Source organism: Glutamicibacter sp. AOP38-B1-38, assembly GCF_052377485.1.
Taxonomy (GTDB): domain Bacteria; phylum Actinomycetota; class Actinomycetes; order Actinomycetales; family Micrococcaceae; genus Glutamicibacter.
Genome location: NZ_JBQSWU010000008.1, coordinates 1 through 25,684 on the forward strand (window position 1 = coordinate 1; position 25,684 = coordinate 25,684).

Consider the following 25,684-nt stretch of genomic DNA (forward strand, 5'->3'; position numbering starts at 1 on the left):
CCTCATTTAGCTGAAATGCAAGAAACAAGTTACTGTGCAGTAACTCACCGAGCGAAAACCACTGGAATTTAGCTGAAAACCCTGAGAGTTTCTTGCTAACCGCTGAAAATAGCGCGCCCGTGTACGCAGTGCGCTCCAACAAGGAATACGGTAGAGGTAGACGTTTTTTCGTTGATGACTCTAACGCATCAAACGATTGTTACTTCGTCGCGTCCGTGAACGGCGCGACAGCCCCGACACAAAGGCTAAATTTTGAACGGCAATGCCACTTTTAAACACCACAATGTGGCCCTCTTGGCGGTAAACAGCGTACTTGCACCTGAGGTCATGAGTTCGGCAGAATTCGACGAGCGTCTGGCCCCTAGCCTCAAGCGTCTGCGCCTCTCCAAAAAGCTGCTTGAACGAGTGTCGGGTGTCAAAGAACGCCGCTGGTGGTCCGAAGGCATGGAATTTGATGATGCGGCGATTCTCGCTGGCAAGAAAGCGCTGGCTCAGGCCGGCGTTGAACCAGGCCAAATCGGCCTCCTGATCAACACTTCGGTGACCCGACGCAACCTAGAGCCTTCGGTAGCCTCAAAGGTTCACAACGGATTGGGCCTGCCGTCCTCCGCCATGAACTTCGATGTGGCCAACGCCTGCCTAGGGTTCGTCAACGGTATGAGCCTGGCTGCAAACATGATTGATTCCGGACAGATCAAGTACGCGCTGATCGTGGCCGGTGAAGATTCCCGGCCCACCCAGGAGACGACGTTCCAGCGCCTCAACGCCGAGAACTCCACCCGTGAAGACTACATGCGCGAATTTGCAACTCTGACTCTGGGCTCCGGCGCGGCTGCCGCCGTCATTGGACCGGCGGATGTTCACCCTGACGGACACCGCATTCTCGGCGGGGTTTCCCGCGCAGGAACCGAGCACCACGAGCTTTGTGTCGGCGGTCCGACCGGCATGTACACCGACACCAAAGGCCTGCTGGACAACGGCTTGGAGTTGGTAGTTGATGCTTGGGATGAAGCACACCATTCCGGCTGGGACTGGAAGTCCATGGACCGTTACGTCACCCACCAGGTCTCGAAGTCCTACACCAGCGCCATTATCAAAGCCGTGGGCCTAGTAAAGGACCGAGTGCCGATCACCTTCTCCAAATGGGGCAACGTGGGGCCTGCTTCCCTGCCAATGACCTTGTCGCAGGAGGCCGACTCGTTAAAGCCTGGTGACCGCGTGCTCTGCATGGGCGTCGGCTCAGGACTGAACACCGCGATGATGGAGATCGCCTGGTGACCGAGATCTTTCCCGGCGTAGATGCAAAATACTCGGGCTACCTAGACGTCCCTTCTACTTCGGAGATAGACGATCCAGGAACCACCCACCTGTGGCATTTGCTGGACAACGAAGAAGAACTCATCGCGCGTGGTATCCACCCGGCCGGCACCCTGGTGTGCGTGCACGGCAATCCCACATGGTCCTACCTGTGGCGCAGCCTGCTGAGCCACGTTTCGGACAACGCCTTGCCGTGGCGTGTCATCGCCGTAGACCAGCTTGATATGGGATTCTCTGCCCGCACCGGGAAGTTCCGTCGGCTGGCCGATCGAGTCAACGACCTAGGCGATTTGATCGACGGCCTCGGACTCAACGGCAAGGTCACCACGGTTGGCCACGACTGGGGAGGAATCATTTCCCTGGGCTGGGCCGTAGCCCACCAAGAGCAGCTGGCGAACGTAATCCTTACCAACACCGCCGTACACCCTGCGGGCTTCGAGCTACCAGCCGCCCTGCGTTTGGCTTCGAACCCTGCAGTCCATGGGTGGGGCACCAAGAGCACTGACGCATTCCTTCGAGTGACTCATTCGCTGGCTCAGCCGGCCTTAGAGGCAGACGTCCGCAAGGCATTCATGGCTCCCTACACCAGCGCGGACAAGCGCACAGGCGTCGCAAACTTCGTAGCGGATATTCCTTTTAGCGAAGATCACCCGAGCCGTCCTGCATTGGAGGAGATCTCCGACGCAATTCGCTCGCTCTCCGTTCCGGCGCTCATGCTGTGGGGCCCTAAGGACCCGGTGTTCTCCGATCGCTACCTAAGAGATCTGATGGGCCGTCTGCCCCACGCTCAGGTGCACCGTTTCGAAGGCGCCAGCCACCTGTTGCCTGAAGACCGCGATATCGCCTCCCCCATTTTTAATTGGTTGGGCGCCGATCGGGATTCTAGGAACTCCTCACGCGCCACCGCGCTAGGCGATTACCGTCCGATGCTTGCCGAGCTTGATTCACGCACCGACGACCACAGCGTTGCGGTAGTCGATATCAATCCCCCACGCTCCCTGTCCTGGTCTGAGCTCGGCGAACGCGTTAATGCTCTCGCCGCTGGCCTCGCACAGATCGGTGTCACCGCCGGATCCCGAGTCAATCTTTTGGTGCCTCCAGGCATCGAATTGACTTCACTGATCTACGCTTGCCTGCGCCTGGGCGCGGTCATTGTGGTGGCAGATGCGGGCCTGGGCACCAAGGGCTTGGGACGTGCCATCAAGGGGGCCGGCCCTAGTTTCCTTATCGGGATCGATCGTGCACTCGTGGGCGCCAGATTCTTTGGCTGGCCCGGCACCCGGATCGCCGTGGAAAACTTGCCGGCTGCCAAGCGCAAACTCCTCGGGGTGGCACATACCGTCCCCGAGCTGCTCGAGTCCGGTAATTCCGCTGCCCATGATGCGCCGACGTTTGACGAAGCCGACCCGGATGCCGATGCCGCGGTGCTTTTCACCTCCGGTTCCACCGGCCCGGCCAAAGGTGTGGTCTACACGCACCGGCAATTGGCTGCCATGCGGGACACCCTGCGCGAAACGTACAACCTCAAGGCTGGCTCCGCTCTGGTGGCCGGATTTGCGCCATTCGCACTTCTGGGCCCAGCCTTGGGCGCAACCTCGGTCACCCCCGATATGGATGTTACGGCACCGCGCACCCTGACCGCCGCGGCGCTGGCGGATGCAGCCTTAGCCGTCGACGCAACCACCGTCTTCGCGTCTCCTGCCGCCTTAGCGAATGTGCTGGAAACTGAAGACGCCCTAGACGGACCCCAACGCAAGATCCTCGAAAATGTCTCCCTGATGCTCTCGGCCGGAGCACCGATTCCAGAGCCTTTGCTGGCCAGGGTCCAGAGCCTGGTGCCCAATGCCCGGGTGCATACCCCGTATGGGATGACCGAGGCACTTCCCGTGACCGACATTGATTTGGCAGGTATTCGTGCCGCTGGATCAGGGAACGGAGTATGCGTTGGCACTGCGGTGGCGGGGGCTCAAGTAGCTATTGCACCGCTTGGTTCCGATGGCCAAGCGGGCAACGAACCATTGGAAGAACCAAACCTCACCGGTGAAATTCTGGTGCGCGCACCCCACGTGAAGGACCGCTACGACAGGCTCTGGATCACCGAGCAGGTTAGCACCTCCATTCCTGGCTGGCACCGCACCGGAGACGTGGGGCATCTCGATGACCAGGGACGACTATGGGTCGAAGGCCGTCTCGGCCATGTGCTGCACACCGCCACGGGCTCGAAAACACCTGTGGCAGCGGAGCAAGCAGCCGAATCTGTAGCCGGCGCCGGACGAGCTGCAGTGGTCGGTGTCGGACCAGCAGGGACTCAAGCCGCCGTAGTGGTGATGGAAACCGTCCCACCGGCCCGCCGCGCGGCTCCAGCCCCGGTGGCATTTGCCCACGCGGTGCGCACTGCGGTGGAACGAACCGGGCTGGAAATTTCGGCTGTACTCGTAGTCCCGGATCTGCCAACCGACATTAGGCACAATTCCAAGATTGACCGTGCGGCTCTGGCAGGCTGGGCGGCGACCACACTGGCCGGCGGAAGGATCGGCAAGCCATGAGTGAAAAGCAAAGTTCCGCGCCAACCCGTCGCGTCCTAGTCACCGGCGCCAGCGGAATGCTTGGCGGCGCCGTAGCAGAGCTGCTACGCACCCAAGGCCATCATGTCCGGACTTTCCAACGCAGACCATCGCAGGGAGCCACGGACGATGTGTTGGGTTCGCTTACGGATTCTGAGGCAGTAGGGCAAGCAACCGAGGGTATGGATGCCGTCATCCATCTGGCGGCCAAGGTTTCATTCACCGGTGCATGGCAAGAATTTGTCGACACGAATATCAATGGAACCAATAATCTGCTCAGGGCTTCCAAAGAAGCCGGAATCAAAGACTTCGTTTTTGTTTCTTCCCCTTCGGTGGCGCACTTCGGAGAACCGTTGGCCGGCGCAACCGCCGGTGCGGCCGATCCTGAGCGGGCCCGCGGAAATTACGCGCGGTCCAAAGCGGCGGCGGAGCTCAATGCTCTTGCCCAAGATTCGGATGGCTTCCGTGTAGCGGCGATCAGACCCCACGTGGTCTGGGGTCCCGGCGACACGCAGCTGGTTGAGCGGGTCATTCAGCGAGCAAAAGCCGGACGACTACCGCTGCTGGATCATGGGGCCGCGCTCATTGACACCACATACATCGACAATGCGGCCACGGCGATTGTCCGTGGCCTCGAGCGCATGGAGTTTGCTCACGGTCGTGCCCTGGTAGTTACCAATGGTGAGCCGCGCCCAGTGGGCGAGCTCATTGCAGGGATCTGCCAAGCGGGCGGCGCACCGGCCCCCCGGCTAAACGTTCCGGGATGGCTTGCACGCGGTGCGGGGTCGGTCATTGAACGCCTCTGGCTTGCGGCTGGCGCCAAGAATCTTGTACACGACGAGCCGCCAATGACTCGGTTCCTTGCGGAGCAGTTGTCAACCGCGCACTGGTTTGATCAGCGCGAAACGCACGAAATCTTGGATTGGAAACCTGAAGTAACCATCACTGAGGGATTGCAAAGACTCGCTTCCCACTACGTTGAGCTTGATCGATAGATTTTTGGAAAATAGCTACAGAATAGTCTCTTCAGCCCGGAAGGCACTCCTGGATGGCTCGAAACGTTCTACTGCTTCTGCGACCCGGACCTGGAGGATTACTTCGAGATGATCCCCGAACCAGAATTAGCGTGCGTCCGAATGTGGTGCGCTCAGCAGATACCTGAGAGTGTCCACGATCGCTTACAGCTAGTATGCGAGGAAGCACCACATCACGTCACCATTCTTGAGTCACGACCCCCATGGGATGGCCGCGGAGACTGGATACGATCACCCATTGCTAGACACCGATACGTCAGTTCAACAGGTTTGTGGAGCCTATATTGGCGTGACCGCAACTTGAAATTTCACAAATACGAGATGCTGGGTCCGACTGCCGCAGTTCAAGAAATTCTGGATTTTCTGTCCGGCAGCCAGGACCCAATCTTCTTCGGATAAGCGTTCATTAACAGTCGGCTATGTCGCTCCTCAATCAGCAGATCGGGGTGGCCCTGAAATACAAACTGTCAGCATTGATACCATGCGAAATGAGTTCTGAAACTGCCCAGCATGCTGCATGTTCTTGGTGGGGCTGAGCCGGCCACGGAGCAACTGCTCCTGCGGCAACTGCGCAGAATTCCGAAAAAGGCGCATGTCAGGAAACCTTGATTCACTCTTTCTTGCAGTGGCAGTACTCTGCGCTAAGTTGATTCAATGAGCAATAAGATTTCTTATCAGGGTGAAGCCGGATCGAACTCAAACATCGCTTGCACCGAGAGGTTCCCCGATATGGAAGCCGTCCCGTGCGCCAGCTTCGAGGATGCGTTTGCGATGGTCGAAAGTGGCGCGGCAGAGCTCGCCATGATTCCAATAGAGAATTCCATTGCCGGTCGCGTTGCCGATATCCATGTATTGCTCCCGGAATCTGACCTCCAAATCGTTGGAGAGCATTACCTCAGAATCCGTTTCGACCTACTCGGAATTCCCGGTAGCAGCATCGAAGCCGCCACCGAGGTCCACAGCCACATCCACGCGCTAGGCCAGTGCCGACGTTTGATCCGCGAACATCAGCTGACCCCTGTCATCGCCGGGGATACGGCAGGGTCCGCCCGCGAGATCCGGGATTGGAATGACCCTCGAAAATTGTCGTTGGCCCCGCCGATGGCCGCAGAACTTTACGGACTTGAGGTCCTGTCCAGCGGGGTCGAAGACGACCCCACGAATATGACCAGATTCGTTGTGCTAGCCCGTAAACAAGCACTGCCCACCCGAGCACAACTGCCCGATGACGTCATCACGAGCTTGGTTTTCCAAGTACGCAACGTACCCAGTGCGCTGTACAAGGCACTTGGTGGATTCGCGACAAATGGCGTGAACCTCACTCGTATGGAAAGCTACATGGTCGGCTCCACTTTCGCCGCGACCACCTTCATGGTTGATATAGAAGGGCACCCGGAAGATCTGCCCGTTCGGCTTGCGCTAGAAGAACTGGATTTCTTCACTTGGGAGATCAAAACCCTCGGAACCTACGCGGCCAGCGAGCACCGACATGCCGGTTCTGCTTCATTCATCTAATGCTGCAGCGCCCCGCGACAACGCGCTGGAACTCACCGTTGTCCCACGCGTCAATTCAGCCCTTCCCATCGGGTCCGATGCACATCGTCATCGGATTGGTCTCGGTTCGCTACTACCGGTTCAGAGCTATTCATGAGCCTCTGCTTGGTTAGATTCCTGGATTGAATGTTGGTCGGCAACCTCTGTGACTCGGCGCCGGCACGCTGGTGGATACACCAGATTCGTCGGTACTGAAGAACCGCTAATCGCAGCGTTCGTGGTCCACAGCGCAAAAGTGTTTTCCACCAGCGAAGCCCCTCCGCCGTATCGATCCGCGTTCAGTAGCACTTCATCAGCTTCCCTTCCAGTCCAATGGACAAGGAGGGAGGCTGGCCTTTTCTAGTCCCAAAACCCAAGACTGCGTGCGCAAAGTAAGAACTGCGGGCAACTCATTTTGACCGGCTTTCAGCCGCCGACTGGGCTTGGCTCGTAGGGGCAGCTTAACTCTTGCCGTGCCTCAAAACAGCGTCTATATCTACCTGGTGCATGTTCCCTGTCCGTCGGTTTCCCGGTCAATAGAATCGGCAGCTGGTAAACTCGGTAACGATGCCCTTTGGAACAGGGCAGTTTTTCCTCGACATGTGAACGCTTTTTATGCGTGACTGGTCGACTGGTTTAGAGCATTTTGTTGATTCGCGTAGCACGCACGAACCCACTATCGGGATCCGGAGCAGCGCGCGAAACTTGAATAAGGCTTAACAAGCCGGAGAGGTATGTTTGACTCAACGCGTCGCCATCATTGGAGCAGGACCCAGCGGCATCGCCCAGCTGCGGGCATTCGATTCTGCCAAGAAGTCAGGGCGTGAAATCCCCGAGATCACCTGCTTTGAGAAGCAAGATGATTGGGGAGGCCAGTGGAACTACAACTGGCGCACCGGCATCGACAAGCACGGCGAACCGGTGCATTCGAGCATGTACCGCAACTTGTGGTCCAACGGCCCCAAGGAAGCCTTGGAATTCGCCGAATATACCTTCGACGAGCATTTCGGCCGCCCAATTTCTTCCTACCCACCGCGTGCCGTGCTGTGGGATTACATCAATGGCCGCGCAGAGAAGTCTGACGTCAAGAAGTACGTCCGCTTTGCCACCGTAGTGCGCTGGGTCGATTACGACGAGACCACCAAGCTATTCACCGTCACCAGCGAAGACCTGCAGACCGGCCAGACGGAAAAGAACGATTTTGATCATGTCATTGTCGGCACCGGTCACTTCAGCTTCCCGAATGTTCCAGATTTCAAGGGAATCGAAAGTTTTCCCGGCGAGCTCATGCACGCCCATGACTTCCGTGGGGCCGAGCGATTTGCAGGCAAAGACGTTCTGCTGATCGGTGCGAGCTACTCGGCCGAAGACATTGGCGTCCAGTCCTTCAAGATGGGTGCACGCTCGGTGACCTACAGCTACCGCACGGCCCCAATGGGATTCGATTGGCCAGAAGGCATCGAAGAGCTCCCCCTCATCGACCGATTCGAAGGGTCCACTGCACATTTCAGCAATGGTGTCTCCCGCAAATTTGATGCTGTTGTCTTGTGTACAGGGTATCTGCACCATTACCCCTTCTTGCCCTCGGACCTTGCGCTTGATTCTCCGAACAACGTCTACCCGGACACTCTGTACCGTGGCGTGGTTTCCGAGAACAACAGCCAGCTTTACTACCTAGGTGCCCAGGATCAATGGTTCACCTTCAACATGTTCGATGCGCAGGCTTGGTATGTCCGTGATCTGGTTTTGGGAGAAGCCGCGGTCCCTTCAGCGTCCGAACAGCGTGCAAGCATAGATGCGTGGCTGGAGCGATTCAATGCAATCGAGACCGCGGAAGATGAAGTGAAGTTCCAGGCGGACTACATTCGCGACCTCATCGAGCAGACGGACTATCCGATGTTCGATCTGGATGAAGTCACCCGGACTTTCATGGCATGGAAGAACGACAAGAAGAAGAACATCATGACCTACCGCAATAAGGTTTATCGCTCGGTCATGACCGGCACCATGGCCGCTGAGCACCACACGCCGTGGCTCGGCGAGCTGGACGATAGCTACCAGCGCTACATGTCATCCCCGCAGGAAGAAAAGCTCGAAGACCTCACGGCGCTTGAGAAAGCCAATGCCCGTAACGACTAGCCAAAATCTGGCTTGATTATTCAGCTGTTAAGGGCCTATTGCCCTGTGCCGATTTTTCGGCACAGGGCAATACGTATATATCCCGTCGTCGTTTCATAGCCGAAGCCAATAGGCATTCGGGATGATTGGCGGAACGTTCGAATGCTCCCAGTGCCAAGTTGCGAAAGTTGCATCCAGATTCCGCAATGCTCCCGTGTAATCAGGAGACCGGAGGATTTAGTTTCCAGTATGCCAGCCGAGGCAGTTCCTTGCTGAAGTCCGGTGGGCATAACCTCATTTGCGCCCTGGAATGTGAAAAGCCCCTTTATTCGGCCGAAGGTCCGATTTCAGTTCAGTTGGACGGCAATAGCCTCGTCGCTAGAAAAGCAACATCTAGCTTTTCCACGAATACCGTCGCTCGGGTCTGCCCACTCCCCCGTATCGCAGATTCACCTGAGCCAGGTTCTCTTCGGCCAAGTACTCCAGATACCGGCGAGCGCTCACCCGCGAGGTGCCGAGCTTCTCGGCGGTTTCGGTGGCGGAGATGGGATTAGTGGCTTCCTTGACGATGTTTTCCACGAGTGCCAGCGTTTCAGCGCTGCAGCCTTTGGGCAGGGGGCGTCGGTTCTGCCCGCTCAGTCCGAAGAGCCGGTTCACGTCTGCCTGTTCCAGTTCTTGATCTGCCTCTTGCAGCGGCTGGTAAGTTTTCGAATAGTGCTCCAGCCGTTCGCGAAGATCTTCGCGGGAGAACGGCTTCATCAGGTAGTGGACGATTCCGCCCCTTAAAGCACGGCGGACGGTGTCCATTTCTCGGGCCGCGCTAATGACGATGACATCTAAGTCCGGCTGTACTTCGCGTAGCCGTTGGAGCAGGTCGAGCCCGTTCATATCGGGTAGGTGGATATCTAGCAACGCGAGATCTGGCGAGAGTGCGGTTACGGCTTTGATCGCGTCGTTGGCCGAGTGGGCTACTCCCACAACCGAGAATCCCGGCTCGTTATTGACGAACCCGGAGTGCACCTTGGCGACCATGAAGTCATCATCGATCACCAGTACTTTGATCACGAGTTGTTCCCTACTTCCTGAGTGTGGCGGTGAAACGCGCACCGTGGTCATTGACCGCTTGGACGTCCCCGGCGCGGCGACGGCAGACCAGTCTGGTTAAAGCCAGCCCGAATCCCCTTCCCCCGGAGACGGTCGTGTCTTTGGTGGAGAATCCCTGGGTAAAGATTTCATCGATTGCCGCGTCATCTACCCCCGAACCATTGTCGCCCACCACAACGGTAATTTGCGTATCGCTTTCTGCAATGCGTAGTTCGATGCGTGGTTGGCTCACCGCTGATACCGCGTCTATGGCGTTGTCTACGAGGTTTCCGATAACGGTGGTCAAGTCCCGAGCAAGTTGGTCATCATTGCGGCCCAGGTTGGAGTCCTCTGTAACGGTGAGTTGAATACCGCGTTCGGTCGCAACGCTGGCCTTGGCAATGAGCAAGGCGGCTATGGTTGGTTCGGTGATTCGCGCTGCGACATCTTCAAAGAGTTTGCTGCGGCTGAAGCTCACCCCGTCAATGAATCCAACGACTTCGTCATACTCGCCTAATTGAATGAGTCCGGAGATCGCGTGGAGCTGATTGGCGAACTCGTGGGTTTGGGCTCGGAGCATGTCCGACGTTGCTTTGCTATCTCCGAGTTCTTGCTCCAAGAGGGTCAGCTCGGTTCGATCGCGGAAAGTGGTCACCGAGCCAAGGTCCCTGCCCGCGGTCATCACTGGCATGCGGTTGAAGACCAGCACTCGTTCGGCGATGAGGAATTGCCGGTCTGCCTGTTGCTGTTGCGTGGTTAGAGCACGAGTAACCTGCGGTGCCACCTCCAGCTGGTCAAGGGTTTGTCCCACGCAGTTATTGGGTAGTTGCAACAACTCTATGGCGATGTCGTTGGCGAGCATGACCCGGTGATCCGGGGAGACAGAAATGATCCCCTCTTTCACTCCGTGCAGTAAGGCTTCACGGTGTTCGAAGAGTTCAGAAATTTCTCTTGGTTCCATGCCGCGGGTTTGGCGCTTGACACGTCTGGACAGGAGCACCGAGCCGGTGGCCCCCAAGAAAAGTGAGATGAGGAGGGTGAATAGTGCGTTGGGCGCGATTTCACGAATGACAGCCTGCGTTGAAGGGTATTTTTGCCCTGTGCTCACAATCCCCACCATCGACCCGTCATCGTCCAAGACAGGTACCTGAGCGATCAATACGTGCTTCCCCTTGCGCCAGACATCTCCGGTCCAACCTCGCCCTTCGATGACCTGTGACTCGGGCTGAAGAATTGTGGTGCCTACCTCGTCGGGAAAGCTGGACGTGATCGCCTCACCACTAGGATCCGCAATTGTGACAAATTGCAGGCCCGAGATACTGCGTACAGATTCGGCCATGGCTGGCAGCGCGGACCCCATTTCCGGCTCGGCACCCGGGAGGAGAACCCGCAAGAGCGGGTTGGCCGCTAGCGATTCTGCTGCGGAAAGGCTGCGCCGGCCTTCTTCTTTTTCAAAGGTATTCGTTGCCTGGGTAATTGAGACCACCACAAATCCGGTGACCACCACGCCAATGATCAGCAACTGCAATATGAGGTACTGCCCGGCGAGGGACATTCTGTTGGCGAATAGTTCGCTGGGCCAGGCCCTTGCAGTCTTCACTGCCCCTCCTTACCCGTCATCTGCTGTCCTTGCAGATGTTTCCCCTACGGCACAGCTATTGCAGTGCACCCGGCAACTTTACCGAAGTTTCGGATGAGCCAGCTCACAATTTCTGGTTACACAATGAACAGTATTTTCTTTGCGTACGCAAGCGTGACCTGCCTCACTCGCCTGCTTAGTGTTGAACTATTCGCACCCCAATGAAGGCAAAGGCTGAATCCATGAAAACTTTCAAGTCCCTCCGCATGCTGACAGCGGTGGCCGCCGCTGCAACGCTCGCACTGACCGCAACGGGTTGCGGCGTCACCAGCTCTAGCAGCGACCCAAGCGCCTCCGGCTCCGCCGCAAGCGGCCCACTCGAGGGCCTGCGCATCATGGTTCCAAACACTCCAGGAGGCGGCTATGACACCACCGCTCGCGTGGCAGCGCAAGTCATGGATGACGCAGCAATCGCCTCAAATCTCGAAGTCTTCAACCTTGCCGGCGCTGGCGGCACCGTTGGTCTTGCCCGAATCGTCAACGAAAAAGGCAACGGAGACCTCGGGATGCTCATGGGCCTGGGCGTGGTGGGCGCAAGCTACACCAATGAATCAGAAGCCAAGCTGACCGAGACCACCCCGATTGCAAAGCTCATCGAAGAGCCGGGCGCAATCATGGTGCCCAAGGATTCCCCATACAAGACCATTGATGATCTTGTAGCTGCGTGGAAGAAGGATCCAGGGAAGCTCTCGGTCGGTGGCGGCTCGTCGCCGGGTGGACCCGACCACCTGCTGCCGATGCAGCTGGCCGAAGCCGTAGGAATTGATCCCAAGGACGTGAATTTCGTGTCCTATGACGGCGGTGGCGATCTGCTCCCAGCCATCTTGGGGAACAAGCTCGATTTCGCAGCTTCCGGCGCCGGCGAGTACATGCAGCAGATCGAAGAAGGCTCCGTTCGCGTCCTGGCGACCAGTGGCGAAGAACGTCTGGAAGGTGTTGATTCACCAACCTTGCAGGAGTCCGATATTGACTTGGTCTTCTCCAACTGGCGCGGCCTGGTAGCGCCACCGGAGATCTCGGATGAGGACAAGGCGAAGTGGACCGAGGCGGTCACCAAGATGCACGACTCCGAAGAATGGCAGACAGCTCTGGAAACCAACGGTTGGACCGACGCGTTCATGACGGGCGACGAGTTCTCGACCTTCCTCACCGAGCAGGACGAGCGTGTAGCTACCGTGCTCAAGACCCTGGGTCTGGCGTGAGCCAAGTAACCACAGTGAAAAAGAAGCGCGTCGAACTCCTGTTCGCCGCGTTTCTTTTTCTGGTGGGAATCATTGTGTTCGTTGATGCGTCGCAGTTGCATGTGACGTACTCCCAGTCCGACGTGGTGGGTCCCAAGGCCCTGCCTTATGGGGTTGCGGGAATCCTGGTACTTTCTTCCATTGCTCTGGCTATTACCGTGCTCCGCGGAAACCTCGCCGAGGGCGAGGAAGGCGAAGACGTTGACCTTAGCCAGCCTTCGGACTGGAAGGTTGTCCTTCCGCTACTGGCAGTATTTGTGGTCAACATCTTATTGATCAACACAGCCGGCTGGGTCATCTCGGGAACCATTCTGTTCTTCGGCGCAGCTATTTCTTTGGGTAGCCGGCGCTACGTACTGACGTTGCTAATCTCAATCGCTATGTCACTTGGTACCTTTTACGGCTTCTACTTGGGCTTGGGTATCAAGCTGCCAGCCGGAATTCTTTCGGGGGTGCTGTAATTGGAAACATTAAATCTATTGATGGATGGTTTCGCTTCGGCGCTTACTCCCGTCAACTTGCTCTTTGCACTGGTTGGCGTGATCTTAGGGACGGCCGTAGGTGTCCTGCCCGGGATTGGCCCAGCCATGGCCGTAGCACTGTTGCTGCCGGTCACTTATGGCATGGAAACCTCTAGCTCCCTCATCATGTTTGCCGGCATTTACTATGGCGGCATGTACGGCGGCTCGACCACCTCTATCCTGCTCAATACACCGGGCGAATCTTCCACGGTTATCACGGCCATCGAGGGCCACAAGATGGCCAAGGCTGGACGTGCTTCCCAAGCGTTGGCCACCGCTGCCATCGGCTCGTTTGTTGCAGGCACCATCGGCACCGCCTTGCTAGTGACCGTGGCACCGTTTGTGGTGAAGTTCGCGGTAAGCCTTGGCGCTCCGAGTTATTTCGCCATCATGGTTCTCGCCCTGGTTACGGTTACCGCGGTTCTCGGGTCTTCAAAGATCCGTGGTTTCGCAGCTCTTGGCCTTGGCCTGGCCATTGGCTTGGTCGGCATGGACCCGGTTTCTGGGCAGAGCCGTCTGACCTTTGGCTTCGCTCCACTGATTGATGGCATGGATATCGTGGTGGTTGCCGTGGCGATCTTCGCTATCGGCGAGGCGCTATGGATCGCAGCTCACCTCCGGCGCAATCCTGCACGCACGATTCCGGTCGGACGCCCTTGGATGGGTAAGGATGATTGGAAGCGCTCATGGAAGCCATGGCTGCGCGGCACCGCTTATGGGTTCCCGTTCGGTGCATTGCCCGCTGGCGGCGCCGAAGTTCCAACTTTCCTCTCCTACGTGACCGAGAAGAAGCTTTCCAAGCACCCGGAGGAATTCGGACACGGTGCCATCGAGGGTGTGGCAGGTCCAGAGGCCGCGAACAACGCTTCGGCCGCCGGTACTCTGACACCGATGCTGGCGTTGGGACTGCCGACAAACGCCACCGCAGCCGTCATGCTCGCATTCTTGACCATGAAGGGCATCCAGCCGGGTCCCCTGCTCTTTGAAAATGAACCAGACCTGGTTTGGGCACTAATTGCCAGTCTGTTCATTGGCAACACGCTGTTGCTGCTGCTCAACCTTCCGCTGGCACCGTTGTGGGCGAAGCTGCTGAAGATCCCGCGTCCGTTCTTATACGCAGGCATTCTGTTTTTCGCCACTTTGGGCGCGTTCTCGGTGAACATGCAGACCGCGGACTTGTGGCTACTACTATTGCTCGGCCTGCTGGGCTTTGCCTTGCGCCGCTTTGGGCTGCCGATCCTCCCGTTGGTCCTCGGCGTGATCATTGGTCCCATGGCAGAACAACAACTGCGTAAGTCATTCCAGCTCAGTGCTGGTGAGATCTCCGGGCTCTGGAGTGAGCCGGTAGCGGTGACGATCTACATCATCATTGCCATCTTGCTGCTCATCCCAACGATCCTCAACATGATTCGCAAGGCACGAGGCGGCACCTCCGAGCTCACCGCAGGCTTAGCCGCCGGCGGAGCCATCAGCGAAGACGAGTTGGAAAAGACCGAAGCCGGCCTGTCAACCGGAGCACGTCACTCGGCAGAAGACGAGCAGGACGGAAAGGACAAATCATGACAATTGTTGTCGGTTATCTCCCCTCCCCACAGGGTGAAGCGGCTCTAGACCAGGCAATCGTCGAGGCACAACGCGTGCAGGCTCGACTTGTGGTGGTCAACTCGTCAAAAGGAGATGCATTGGTAGATGATCGACTGATCGATGCCAGGGAATTTCATCTCCTGGAAGAACGCCTCGCTGACGCCGGAATTGAACACTGGATCGAACGCTCTGCCCAGGGACGCGATGCAGCGGACGAGGTTCTGCGAGTCGCCGAAGCGCAACGAGCGCAACTCATCGTCATCGGACTGCGCAAACGCACCACGGTAGGCAAGTTCATTATGGGCAGCACCGCGCAACGCATCCTGATGCAGGCTGGTTGCCCAGTCCTCTCGGTGAAGGCAGACAACGCCTGGCAGTAACACTAGATAACTGAAGCCCGGGCGTGAAAGAGAATCTCTCTTGCACGCCCGGGCTTCAGCGTTCTCCGGCCGCTGCCACGAAACCAACACTAAATCGAAGAAAAGAAACGCCGGGCACGAAAACTTCCGTGCCCGGCATGACCTACAAGCCGTTTAGGACTTGTATGGGTTAGTTGGAGGGGTTGATCCGTCTTCCGGGTCCTGTCGGTTGACCGGACGAGTCGGATCGGCTTGATTTGCCGGGCGGATGTTAGTAGTCGATGGTCCGGCAGGATTTGGCGGAACCATTCCAGTCGACAGTTCGTTTGGTGGCGTTCCACCGGCCAGGCGCACAAGCTCAGACGTATTTTCAGCGGTACGAATCTGCGCGATCAACGATTCCAAGCATGCGCGAGCAAACACGAGGTAGATCAAAACGAAGAGCGGGCCGAGAACTAGCAACACCAGGAGGCCAAAGATGGCGTCTTCGTTGAAGGCCGCGATGGTGAACCCGAGGTAGGACACGACCAGCATGATCATGATCAAGATGTATACGATCTTGATAATTGACGGCGTGACAAATTTACGGAACCCGAAATCAAATAATGCTTTCACTGCGCAGCCAACTTTCTTTCATGGACTCAACTGACTTGTAAGAGGCTACCGCAAACCAAAGGGATTGTCCTGACGCATGACAAACTATTTTCTACTGGGTTGGATAAACAGAAAGTCATCGACAATGTTCATCTTGAGTTTCAGCAGCGTCCAATAGTGTTCAACTAGACGAGAATGGGATACTTATTGGGAACGCCCGCATGAGGCTCAGCCCGCCACCCAGAACAAGGTTCAGAGTCACTTACCAAACATCTTCAAAGTAGCTATCGCAGCCACTGACTAAGCTGCGCCACGTCTCTAGAAAGTCACAGGACTGTTTTGCTAGGCCTTGTCGATTGCTTCTTTCAGCGCAGCAAGAATCAGCGCCACCGAGGTTGGGTTAGCGTTCGGCCCCATCAGACCGATACGCCACACGGTGTTTGCGTACTGTCCGACGCCGCCACCGATTTCGATGTTGAAACGCTCCAGCAGGTAGCCGCGCACCTTGGCCGAGTCCGTCCCTTCTGGAACCTTAACGGTAGTCAGTTGCGGCAGTCGATGGCCTTCGGCGGCAAATAGTTCCAGGCCCATGGCCACTAGACCATCTTGCAACAGCTTGCCAGCTTCCTGATGGCGCGTGGTCACCGCGTCCAGGCCTTCGGCGAGAATCCGGACGATGCCGGCTTCCAAGGAAGTGACCATGGCAACCGGTGCCGTGTGGTGGTAGGTGCGCCCACCGCCGCTTGCGCCGGTGGCGTATCCACCGAGCAGACCGAGATCCAAGTACCAGGACTGGGGCTTCTGAACGCGGCGTTCGAACGCGCGGTCAGAGATGGTGAATGGTGCCAGACCGGGAGCCACCCCAAGGCATTTCTGGGTTCCGGCGTAGCCGACGTCGATTCCCCACTCGTCTGCCAAGACCGGCATTCCGCCAATGGAAGTCACCGCATCCACAATCAGCAAGGCATCGCCCTTGATCGCGCCGAGTGCGGCAATATCGGAAACCACTCCGGTGCTCGTCTCAGCATGCACGCCAGCAATCACGGTGGGATTCGGGTGTGCCGCGGCGACGCGCTCGGCGTCGATTGGTGTTCCGTACTCGTGGTCCACACGAACCACTTCTGCGCCCACGCGCGAGGCTACCTCGCACATGCGCTCACCAAACAGCCCATTGATGGCAATGACTGCCACATCCCCTGGATTGATGGTATTCACGAAGGCCGCTTCCATGCCGGCGGAACCGGTAGCACTCAGCGGCAAGGTACGAGTGTTCTTGGTTCCCCACAAAGCGCGCAGTCCATCGCCTACGCGGTCCATGCGGGCAATGAAGGCTGGGTCCAGGTGACCAAGTAGGGGAAGCCCCAAGGCTGCAGTTGCTTCCGGATATGGGTTGCAGGGACCTGGGCCGAACAAATGACGTTGTAGAACAGTCGTGCTCATGACTACTCACTCTCCTAGTTGGGGCTGAATGTTGCTTTCAGCCTATCCCCAAGTTACTTCGGAAACGAAAGCAGAATTTCACATGACAGAATTTTCGTCCGCGAGAATGGCGTTGCTCAGATATACAGACCATCAGGGTCAGCACGCATTCCTTACCGCCCGGCACAAAATTTAGCACTGGACTTTAACGCTCAAGGAAGAATTCTCTTTAACGGAGGCTGACTACTATCAGCGAACGCGTAGCCAGCTGGCAACAGCAGCGGTTCGGTTGACACCGAAAGGCAGAGCGGCAGCAGGCACCTGCAAGAGTTGCCTGCCGCCGCTCTGCCTTCTGCACGTTACGAATTCGTCGAGCTTTCGCAGGTCAGTTCTGCGCGACGTTTAATGAGAACTCGATGAATCCGTCATCTTCTACGGCAACAAATCCCAAGTTCGGGGCTTCAACACCGAAGTCGGCCCAGGTCATAGGAATCTGTCCGACTAACTGGGCCTGTCCGTCATTGAAGACGGCCTCCACGTCAGTGCTTACCTCAACGGTCCGTCCATTGAGAGTCAGTTCACCGGTCATATTGAAAGTTTGAGCCCCGCCGTCCCGTGACGCAGATACGTCAACTGGTTCGGCAAGGGTGAAGGTTGCTTCAGGGAACTGCCCGGTATCGATGGCAGTAGTCCAGAAGTACTGGTCGCGTCGCTCGGAATCAGTTGAGATGGTATCCACCTGCAGGGCGAGATCCGCTGCGATGAGCTGATCTTCCTGAACTGTGAGAGACCCAGTAATGTCTTCGGTGCGCCCAGCGACTGTCACATTGGCACCGTTGAGAACTTCGTCGAGACGGTAACCTGCGAAGGAACCCGAACCGACGGACCACGTTCCGGAGGTGTCCCCCGCGATCGAATCACTGCCAACTTCCGGCGCACCATTTGACTGTTTCGCCACAGGGGGCTGGGAAAGCGTTGGTACGTCTTCGGCCTGAGCCGAGACGCTGGAGGCATAGATACGGCTGCCAATAAAGACACCCGCAATAATGACTACTACGGCGAAAGCAACAATCCATGCTCGCCGCATCTTTGTGGGTTTCTTCTCGACGGACTGGACTGAATCTGTCTGCTCGGTCATTGCAACTCTCGATTGATCACGCCGTCCTTCGACGATAATTTACTTGACCATTCAATTGTTGCATCATCAATTTTTATCGGTGTGGAATCCAAAGGACTTCACCAAATATCCACAGCCGCTAAACAGGGAATCCGTTTGGAACACCGTTTCTCAGCTTCCGGTGCACTAAAAGGGAAATCCCCGCCTCCCATGAAGGGAAGCGGGGATATTCACACCGAAGCGTGAGACTACTTGCGCAGGCCCAAACGCTCGATCAGCGCACGGTAGCGCTCGATGTTGGTGTTCTTGAGGTAGCCGAGCATACGACGACGGCGACCAACCAGAGCCATCAGGCCGCGGCGGGTGTGGTGATCGTGCTTGTGCATCTTCAGGTGCTCGGTCAGGTCCTTGATACGACGGGACATAACGGCAATCTGAACCTCAGGCGAACCGGTGTCACCCTCGTGGGTGGCGTAAGCCTTGATGATTTCATTCTTTACTGCGGCATCTAATGCCATAACAAACTCCTGGAGTTGGACCGCGTTTCATTCGGTGTGAGCGTCAGACACTCACGACGGCGTCTCGCAACCGCGGACTGCAGCGAGAACCATCGACAATCATATCACCGACGGACCCGTCGACGCGCCCTCCACGCATGGGTGAGATACGGCACCTCGACAATTTGCGCTGCTTCAAAGCCCAGATGCTCACACCAATACCAGCTCAGGTTCTGCTCCACTTTGGCTCTGGTTTCTTCTTTGGAGCGCCGGTAGAAGCTGCGCGAACGAGTCAGTTCCAAGATGCCCTGCAGGTCCAACTCCATCTGCCAATGCCAGATCCCCGATTCCGGGGTGCCGAATTCCTTGCCTAGCGGTGGCGCAATTTCCGGACGGTGCACGTCCCCGGCATGCATGATGCGAGCCAGTCGATGAACCCAAGGCACTTCTACGTCCAGTTGGTTCCAGAGCAAAACAAGCGAGCCATCGTTGCGCAACAATCTGGCGGCTTCGGCGCTTGCAAGAGGCGGATCAACCCAGTGCCAGGCTTGGGCATAGGTGATCAGATCCGCACTATTCTCCGGCATCCCGGTCGCTTCTCCGGAGGCACATACCGTATGCACTTGCGGTGTGCGTTCCTTGAGCACGGCGAGCATGTCTTCGGACGGATCCACCGCCCAGACATCTATCCCCGCCCCGAGGAGCTGTTCGGTGAAAATTCCTGATCCGCAACCGATGTCAATGGCGCGCTCCACGAAATCGCCAGCAACGGTAAATTCCAACGCTTCGCGTGGATAGGCCGGGCGAATTTTGTCGTAGTCCGCGGCCCCAGCCTCATATGCGGAGGCTAGGTCCGCGCGACGTTCGGGTTTCATGGTGAACGCGCGGCGCGGCAGTGAAGGGATTTCCGGCATGTCCCTAGTGGGATTCGGTGGCCAGCACGCTGCGCGCCTGGACCACATCTTCATTCATCTGCTCGATCAGCGCTTCGATGCCACGGTAGGCCACCATGGGGCGCAGATGGGAGATGAACTCAACTACAATTTGCTGGCCATAGAGGTCGAATTCCTCGTAGCCCTCTACGGGGCGATCGATCACGTGGGCCTCAACGACGCGCGAAACACCTTCAAAGGTCGGGTTCGAACCCACCGAGATGGCCGCAGGCCAGCGCACTTCGGCTTCGTCGATCACCCAGCCGGCGTACACGCCATCTGCCGGGATAATACCGGCAGCCTCTGGCGCCAGGTTCGCCGTGGGGAATCCCAGCTCGCGTCCGCGGGCCGCCCCATGGACTACTTCGCCGCGCATCCGGTGCGGACGTCCTAGGATAGCCGCGGCGGCTTCGACGTTGCCTGCCGCCAGTTCTTCGCGGACCCAGGTGGAGGAAAGACGACGCTTATCGCCTACGTCTTCGACACCGATGACATCAAAACCGTATTTTGCGCCCAGCTCGCGCATGAAGTCGAAGTCGCCGGAGTTGCCATGGCCGAAGCGGACGTCGTGGCCCACCACTACTGCCACCGCATTGAGCTTCTCTACGATGATGGAATGCACGAATTCTTCGGCCGACTGTTCGGCGAATTCGAGGGTGTAGTTGATCATTAAAGTTGCATCTAGGCCGACACTGGCCAAGGTGTCGATACGATCTTCCAGACCCATGATGAGCTCGGGAGCAGAGTCAGGGCGGTGCACCTGTGCTGGGTGTGGGTCAAAGGTGATCGCTACCGATTTAGCCGAGCGCCTTTTGGCATGCGAGACCGCAGAATCTAGAACTTCACAATGCCCGAGGTGGACGCCGTCGAAGTTACCAATGGTCACGACAGCGGGAGCCATATCCGTGGGGACTGAGTCCAGGCCCTTCCAATAGTGCACTTTGCTCCTCTTGACTCTGCAACGAAAGATAAATAGTTTACCGAGGTAATTCTTGCACGTCTTTAGACGTGACGCTCATTACGGTTACGGAAGAGCCACCACAAACCAATCAGTGGCAGCACCAGCGGAATATAGCCATAACCCTTGCCGAAGTAGCTCCACACGGAGTCGTGGCCGAAGTGATCAGGTAGCACGAAGGACAGCAATCCAACCACGAGCACGCCCAGCAATTCGAAGCTCACCGCAAACAGGGAGAGCTTCCAAGCGCCTGGCTTAGCCGAGGAGAGAGTAAAGGTAGCGAGGATGTAAACCAGGCCTGCAAGCAACGACAACAGGTAAGCCAGTGGCGCTTCAGAGAAGTCACGGAAGAAAATCTGGTACAGCGCACGCACTGTGGCCGAAAGTGCTAGCACTCCGTAAACGGCGATAATAATGCGGCCCAGCCCGGTGGTTCTTCCGGGACGTGGCGCTTTGTCAACGCCACGAGCTTGCGCCGCTTGTACGATGCGTGAATTACGTGGTTTCTCGCTCATGCAACAACTCCTACGTGCCAGATTTGCTCCATTCGGAACAACATGACAAATGTGATGGCTCCCGAAACGGCCAGTACTGTATTTGCCCAGCGGCTCTTATCGCTGACCGCCCAGAAGAACGCTATCGGCGGCATGATTGCCGCGGTCAGCAAGTAACCCCAGAATTCCCAAGCCTCACCGAGAATAACTTCTCCCCCGGCCTGGCGAATACCCGCAGCTACCGCGTAGACAATCAAGTAAAGCTCGGTTCCTGCAGTGGCGATCAGCGCCCAGTCATCCGGATAACGCCGGATGATGGTGGCAATGATTCCGAGCAACACGGCGAGCGCGCATACGATGGCGCCGGCGATAAAGAAGCCGTTAAGGGCAAACAAGACTGAGCCTTTCTGAAAGTCTCACGAAGAAATGAGTTACTGCTTTCCGGTGAAGACTATTTGGCCGCGAGCTTTCTCGCCCTTATCTGCAATGAGCGCCACCAGTCCGCCGTCCGGTGCGAAAGCCGCTACGAGCTCACCCTCTGGTAGTTCCATAACATTCTTGGAAGCGGTGATGGTTCGTCCGTAAGAGAGCTCGGAAGCTTCGTCTTCGGTCAATTCGCGGCTTGGGAAGAGCGCAGCCGCAGCCTTGTCGAGCGAGAGGATCTCGAACTCTTCGGCGAGCTGCTCCAAACGCTTCGCTTTTGCGATCGGGTATGGGCCGACCTCGGTGCGACGCAGCGCGGTGAGATGGCCACCAACGTTGAGCGCTTCGCCCAAGTCTCGGGCCAATGCCCGGATGTAAGTCCCTGATGAGCAGGAGACGGTGACGTCTACGTCCAACACCTTGCCACCAACTTCGCGGCTGATTTCATGGATGTCGAAGCGGGAGATGGTGACCGGGCGGGCTTTGAGTTCTACTTGCTCGCCGGCACGGACTCGAGCATAGGAACGCTTGCCGTCTACCTTGATGGCCGAGACCTGGCTTGGGATCTGCTCGATGTCGCCGCGAAGTTTGGAGATTTCACGTTCGATATCCTCGTCGGTCACCGCTGCCGCAATGCGTTCGGAGATGACCTCGCCCTCAGCGTCATCGGTGACGGTGTTCTGTCCCAGACGGATGGTGGCGGTGTAGGTCTTGTCATGTCCCACAATGTAGGTCAGTAGACGTGTTGCCTTATTAACACCGATCACCAGGACACCCGTTGCCATGGGATCAAGGGTGCCAGCATGGCCTACCTTGCGGGTTCCCGCAAGCCGACGGATTCGGCCCACCACATCATGGGAGGTCATTCCCTGATCTTTGTCGACTAGTACGAGGCCCGAGGCCTGCTCTTCAGTATTCTGCCCGGCTTTACTCACGCATACCAGTATAGGCGTTATGGAGACCATGCTTGCGGTGACGCGTGTCATGCAATCACGGCCCTCGTCCCGGAAATCGGCCACGGAAAGAAATCCAACCCAAATTTCATTTCCGGCGCGGCAAGCACAGATCACTCCCTAGCTGAGTTCAGCGGCGGTCAGAGAATCCCTGCTCGAAACGCCGGCACACCGTCGACGGCACCCCATTCTTCCCAATAGATGCTTTGGCCGTCTCCAACCTCAAGCATTCCCTTTTCGGGTGCAAGCTTTTTTGCCACCTGCTAAACCTCTTTCGATTTCTTGGGAAAACGGCCCTTATGCTGATTCCCCTAGGAGCAAAGGGCCGAATGCGCCAGAAGCGGCCCTACAGCGAAGGCCAATTCATTCGGCGGCTTTCCAGCTCTGGCCGGTCCGCGCCGATTAGCGGACAGCCAAGAGCGAGCCGTGAGTTCGTACTTGGCCTTCGTTCCGGGATTCGGATTGGGCCACGGTGAATCCCGCGGCCTCGACATGTGAAGCCAAAAGATCCAAAGGCCAATAGTAGGCGGTGGCAACCGCATGGTCGAAGGGTTCGAGTTTGGGGCCGGTGAAGAACCCCAAGGCAAGGCCGCCGCCGGGGCGAATGCAGCGAGCGAACTCTGCGAGCGCCTCACCGATTAGTTCGGGGATGGTGTGAATCAGTGAATACCAGGCAAGCACGCCGCCCAATGCTTCGGAGCCAACGTGCAAGCTTTCTGCCCGGCCACGTCGGTACCGTTCTTGGGGGTAGTTCCTTTGAGCGATTTTAATGAACTCGGGAACGGGATCTACACCCTCGACGTCAATCCCCAAGGTACTCAAATGATGTGTCCATTGGCCCGGACCGCAACCGACGTCAAGCACTGTGCCCTTGATGCTGCGCGCCCACGTTTCGACAAAAGCCACTTCGGCAGCGGCAGCATGTTCAATGCTGCCGACGGCATCCACATACTGGCTTGCTTTGGCTCCATATGCGGACCTGACGGATTCAAAAGTCATAACGCCACTCTAGATGTTTTGGATCAGAAGGCGTCCAACGTCGTCGCCCCAGAACTTTCCCCGAATAGTTCCGCTCCGTGATCGTTTCCGAAATACGGGCGTGGGCTTTCGAGATGATGGCAAGATATTCGGCATCTTAGGACATATCCGTTAACACTGATCACCGATCCACCGAATATTGCCTTCACCGAAATGGAAGATTTCGTCATGATTGTCTCTGAAATCCGGCTTCTATGTGCGCCCCACCCCCATGAGCGCACAATAGACATGTAGAGTTTTTCCTAGTCGGTGACGTTGCTGCGAAGCACTCGCGATCCGAGAAATTTTCATTTGAAGCGTTGTGCCAGGGCGTCGGATAATCTCCTGAACGTCTGGCAAATAACAGAACCCTCAGAAGGAGACCAGCGTGAAAATCGCCGTCCTGACCAAACAGGTACCTGATACATGGTCGAGCCGTCGCTTGGACCTGCAAACCGGAATGCTCGACCGCGCAGCGGCAGACCTGGTCGCCGATGAGATCTGCGAACGCGCCTGCGAGGTCGCACTCCAAGCGGAAAAGTCATTGGGCGAGGTTGAGGTCATTGCTGTCTCCATGGGAGATGAGAAGGCCGTGCTTGCACTGCGCCGGCTGCTCTCCATGGGTGCGCATTCTGCGGTGCATATCTCCGACCCGGCGCTGGCTGGGTCGGATATGATCTCCACCGCCCGGGTGCTCGCGGCGGCTCTGGCGAAACTCGACGTTGACCTGATCCTTGCAGGCAACGAATCGACCGACGGCAAGGGTGGCATGGTGCCAGCAATGATCGCCGAACTCCTCGACCGTCCGTTGCTGCCCTACGCCGACGAATTGGAAATCAGCGCAAGCGAAGTGACCGGAACCAGCCAGCTGGGCGACACCACCATGAATTTGAGCGTGCAGCTACCCGCCGTCGTCTCGGTGACGGAGAAGTCCGCCGAGCCACGCTTCCCGAACTTCAAGGGAATCCGTGCGGCGAAGACCAAGCCACTGGAAACGTGGACCCTGGCCGACCTCGGCATCGAGGCAGGTCCCGAGGCGGCCCACTTCCGTTCGGTGATGGTCTCTGCGGAGGACCGCCCCGAGCGAGTCGCCGGACCAAAGATTACCGATGACGGAACGGCGGCCACCCAGTTGGCCGACTTCCTGGCCGAGAAGCACTTTATCTAAATCAGCTCGGGCCTTTCCATAATCTTCATCCCCACGATTTGTCCTTGCTCAGGAGGATTTTCCCATGGTTCAAACCACCCACAGCGTGCTAGTCCATGTCCAGGTATCACCGGACGGCTCCCCGCAGAACACCACCGCAGGCTTGCTCGGAACCGCCGCTCAGTTCGGCACGCCCGTCGCCGTTGCCGTCTGTGCCGCGGGCCAAGAACAGCAGCTTGCGGCCAAGCTCGGTGAACTCGGCGCCGCCGAAGTTCACCTGCTGCCTACCGACCTCGACGCCTTGGCTCTCGGCTCGGCCGATGTGGCGGCGCTCGCCTCGGCCACCAGCACTGTCGCTCCGTCCGCGGTGCTGCTCTCCAATACGGCCTCCGGCCGCACCATTGCCGGCCGTTTGGCCATTCGGGTTGAGGGCGCCGTCTGCGTTGATGCGGTGGGCATGCGCTGGGCCGAGGACGAGCCGATCGCCATGCACTCGATTTTCGGCGGAGACGTCACCTCAGAATCCACTGTCGAAGGCGGACCGCGCATCTTCACGATTCGCCCCGGTGCCGTAGATGCCCGCGCCGAGTCCGTCGCGGCACCGCAGCTGACCATCATCGAACCTTCGGCTCTGCCCAAGGTATCCAAGGGCGCCCAAATCCGCTCGGTCGAAGCGATGCAAAGCGATGCCTCCCGTCCGGACCTGCGCAGCGCCAAGATCGTCGTCTCCGGCGGACGCGGAGTGGGCTCGGCCGAAAAATTCGAGATCGTCGAGCAGCTGGCCGATCACTTCGGCGCGGCGATTGGCGCCTCGCGTGCCGCGGTGGATTCAGGCTTTGTCTCGCCGAAGCTGCAGGTGGGCCAGACCGGTGTCATCGTCTCCCCGGACCTGTACATTGCCTTGGGCATCTCCGGGGCGATTCAGCACCGTGCGGGTATGCAGACCGCCAAGACGATCGTAGCCATCGACAAGGATGAGAATGCGCCGATCTTCGACCACGCAGACTTCGGCATCGTTGGCGACCTGTTTACCGTAGTCCCGAAACTGCTCGAGGAAATCCGCACCCGCCAAGGGTAATCAGGGCATTCTCCACTCAGGTAGGTTCCGGCGAAGCATCACCTGCCGGATACGACGACGCG

At 57.7% G+C, this 25,684-nt stretch carries 24 protein-coding genes; 12 read left to right on the forward strand and 12 right to left on the reverse strand.

Going from position 1 to position 25,684, the window contains the following annotated elements; all coding sequences use genetic code 11:
- The first annotated feature begins 252 nt into the window (after positions 1-252).
- The 6 genes from ACT3TP_RS06180 to ACT3TP_RS06205 all read left to right on the forward strand — a co-directional run bounded on the left by ACT3TP_RS06180 (position 253) and on the right by ACT3TP_RS06205 (position 8,587).
- The gene (locus ACT3TP_RS06180) at positions 253-1,278 is read left to right on the forward strand and encodes a 3-oxoacyl-ACP synthase III (RefSeq protein WP_176484261.1); all 1,026 of its coding nucleotides are present in this window, start codon (positions 253-255) and stop codon (positions 1,276-1,278) included.
- A complete protein-coding gene (locus ACT3TP_RS06185; RefSeq protein WP_444619902.1) occupies positions 1,275-3,863 on the forward strand; it encodes an alpha/beta fold hydrolase in 2,589 nt (862 codons plus the stop codon). The genes ACT3TP_RS06180 and ACT3TP_RS06185 overlap by 4 nt, the downstream gene beginning before the upstream one ends.
- Positions 3,860-4,876, forward strand: coding sequence for an NAD-dependent epimerase/dehydratase family protein (locus ACT3TP_RS06190; RefSeq protein WP_096288235.1), 1,017 nt, complete (start codon positions 3,860-3,862; stop codon positions 4,874-4,876). The genes ACT3TP_RS06185 and ACT3TP_RS06190 overlap by 4 nt, the downstream gene beginning before the upstream one ends.
- A 141-nt stretch (positions 4,877-5,017) precedes the next feature.
- The gene (locus tag ACT3TP_RS06195) at positions 5,018-5,314 is read left to right on the forward strand and encodes a DUF3024 domain-containing protein (RefSeq protein WP_444620003.1); all 297 of its coding nucleotides are present in this window, start codon (positions 5,018-5,020) and stop codon (positions 5,312-5,314) included.
- Between the two features lie 255 nt (positions 5,315-5,569).
- Positions 5,570-6,430 (forward strand): prephenate dehydratase, encoded by an 861-nt coding sequence (locus tag ACT3TP_RS06200; RefSeq protein ID WP_444617433.1) that lies wholly within the window; start codon positions 5,570-5,572, stop codon positions 6,428-6,430.
- Positions 6,431-7,186: 756 nt separating this feature from the next.
- Positions 7,187-8,587, forward strand: coding sequence for a flavin-containing monooxygenase (locus ACT3TP_RS06205; protein ID WP_444619904.1), 1,401 nt, complete (start codon positions 7,187-7,189; stop codon positions 8,585-8,587).
- A 372-nt stretch (positions 8,588-8,959) separates the two neighbouring features.
- On the opposite strand, the gene ACT3TP_RS06210 is transcribed toward ACT3TP_RS06205, so the two are convergent.
- Both ACT3TP_RS06210 and ACT3TP_RS06215 read right to left on the reverse strand, forming a co-directional pair.
- A complete protein-coding gene (locus tag ACT3TP_RS06210; RefSeq protein WP_444617437.1) occupies positions 8,960-9,631 on the reverse strand; it encodes a response regulator in 672 nt (223 codons plus the stop codon).
- A gap of 10 nt (positions 9,632-9,641) precedes the next feature.
- Positions 9,642-11,249 carry a sensor histidine kinase gene (locus tag ACT3TP_RS06215; RefSeq protein ID WP_444619906.1) on the reverse strand — a complete coding sequence of 536 codons (1,608 nt, stop codon included), beginning with the start codon at positions 11,247-11,249 and terminating at the stop codon, positions 9,642-9,644.
- 221 nt (positions 11,250-11,470) lie between these two features.
- Here ACT3TP_RS06215 and ACT3TP_RS06220 point away from each other — a divergent pair, with 221 nt between their 5' ends.
- The 4 genes from ACT3TP_RS06220 to ACT3TP_RS06235 are packed head-to-tail and all read left to right on the forward strand — an operon-like array spanning position 11,471 to position 15,014.
- Positions 11,471-12,490 (forward strand): Bug family tripartite tricarboxylate transporter substrate binding protein, encoded by a 1,020-nt coding sequence (locus ACT3TP_RS06220; RefSeq protein ID WP_444619908.1) that lies wholly within the window; start codon positions 11,471-11,473, stop codon positions 12,488-12,490.
- Complete coding sequence (locus ACT3TP_RS06225) at positions 12,487-12,990, forward strand: tripartite tricarboxylate transporter TctB family protein (RefSeq protein WP_444617443.1); 504 nt, start codon at positions 12,487-12,489, stop codon at positions 12,988-12,990. The genes ACT3TP_RS06220 and ACT3TP_RS06225 overlap by 4 nt, the downstream gene beginning before the upstream one ends.
- Positions 12,991-13,011: 21 nt before the next feature.
- Complete coding sequence (locus tag ACT3TP_RS06230; RefSeq protein WP_444619910.1) at positions 13,012-14,613, forward strand: tripartite tricarboxylate transporter permease; 1,602 nt, start codon at positions 13,012-13,014, stop codon at positions 14,611-14,613.
- On the forward strand, positions 14,610-15,014 hold the full coding sequence (locus ACT3TP_RS06235; RefSeq protein WP_444617447.1) for a universal stress protein: 405 nt from the start codon (positions 14,610-14,612) through the stop codon (positions 15,012-15,014). The genes ACT3TP_RS06230 and ACT3TP_RS06235 overlap by 4 nt, the downstream gene beginning before the upstream one ends.
- Positions 15,015-15,167: 153 nt before the next feature.
- On the opposite strand, the gene ACT3TP_RS06240 is transcribed toward ACT3TP_RS06235, so the two are convergent.
- From ACT3TP_RS06240 to ACT3TP_RS06285, 10 genes are all read right to left on the reverse strand, one after another.
- Positions 15,168-15,608 carry a DUF4282 domain-containing protein gene (locus ACT3TP_RS06240; RefSeq protein WP_444617449.1) on the reverse strand — a complete coding sequence of 147 codons (441 nt, stop codon included), beginning with the start codon at positions 15,606-15,608 and terminating at the stop codon, positions 15,168-15,170.
- Between the two features lie 321 nt (positions 15,609-15,929).
- Complete coding sequence (locus ACT3TP_RS06245; RefSeq protein ID WP_444619912.1) at positions 15,930-17,027, reverse strand: pyridoxal-phosphate-dependent aminotransferase family protein; 1,098 nt, start codon at positions 17,025-17,027, stop codon at positions 15,930-15,932.
- A 364-nt stretch (positions 17,028-17,391) separates the two neighbouring features.
- Positions 17,392-18,144: a YceI family protein gene (locus tag ACT3TP_RS06250; RefSeq protein WP_444619914.1), complete on the reverse strand. Its 753-nt coding sequence runs from the start codon at positions 18,142-18,144 to the stop codon at positions 17,392-17,394.
- A gap of 227 nt (positions 18,145-18,371) precedes the next feature.
- The gene (rpsO, locus tag ACT3TP_RS06255) at positions 18,372-18,641 is read right to left on the reverse strand and encodes a 30S ribosomal protein S15 (protein ID WP_096288277.1); all 270 of its coding nucleotides are present in this window, start codon (positions 18,639-18,641) and stop codon (positions 18,372-18,374) included.
- 104 nt (positions 18,642-18,745) lie between these two features.
- Positions 18,746-19,534, reverse strand: coding sequence for a class I SAM-dependent methyltransferase (locus ACT3TP_RS06260; protein ID WP_444617455.1), 789 nt, complete (start codon positions 19,532-19,534; stop codon positions 18,746-18,748).
- A gap of 4 nt (positions 19,535-19,538) precedes the next feature.
- Positions 19,539-20,492 (reverse strand): bifunctional riboflavin kinase/FAD synthetase, encoded by a 954-nt coding sequence (locus ACT3TP_RS06265; RefSeq protein WP_444617457.1) that lies wholly within the window; start codon positions 20,490-20,492, stop codon positions 19,539-19,541.
- A gap of 62 nt (positions 20,493-20,554) precedes the next feature.
- On the reverse strand, positions 20,555-21,025 hold the full coding sequence (locus ACT3TP_RS06270; RefSeq protein WP_096288283.1) for a hypothetical protein: 471 nt from the start codon (positions 21,023-21,025) through the stop codon (positions 20,555-20,557).
- On the reverse strand, positions 21,022-21,399 hold the full coding sequence (locus ACT3TP_RS06275) for a hypothetical protein (protein ID WP_444617460.1): 378 nt from the start codon (positions 21,397-21,399) through the stop codon (positions 21,022-21,024). The genes ACT3TP_RS06270 and ACT3TP_RS06275 overlap by 4 nt, the downstream gene beginning before the upstream one ends.
- Positions 21,400-21,435: 36 nt before the next feature.
- Complete coding sequence (gene truB / locus ACT3TP_RS06280) at positions 21,436-22,362, reverse strand: tRNA pseudouridine(55) synthase TruB (protein ID WP_444617462.1); 927 nt, start codon at positions 22,360-22,362, stop codon at positions 21,436-21,438.
- A gap of 420 nt (positions 22,363-22,782) precedes the next feature.
- Positions 22,783-23,379, reverse strand: a complete 597-nt coding sequence (locus ACT3TP_RS06285) for a class I SAM-dependent methyltransferase (RefSeq protein ID WP_096287268.1) — start codon at positions 23,377-23,379, stop codon at positions 22,783-22,785.
- A gap of 406 nt (positions 23,380-23,785) precedes the next feature.
- On the opposite strand from ACT3TP_RS06285, the gene ACT3TP_RS06290 reads away from it, so the two are divergent.
- Positions 23,786-24,565, forward strand: a complete 780-nt coding sequence (locus ACT3TP_RS06290) for an electron transfer flavoprotein subunit beta/FixA family protein (protein ID WP_176484216.1) — start codon at positions 23,786-23,788, stop codon at positions 24,563-24,565.
- 64 nt (positions 24,566-24,629) lie between these two features.
- A complete protein-coding gene (locus ACT3TP_RS06295; RefSeq protein ID WP_096287270.1) occupies positions 24,630-25,622 on the forward strand; it encodes an electron transfer flavoprotein subunit alpha/FixB family protein in 993 nt (330 codons plus the stop codon).
- Positions 25,623-25,684: the final 62 nt, after the last annotated feature.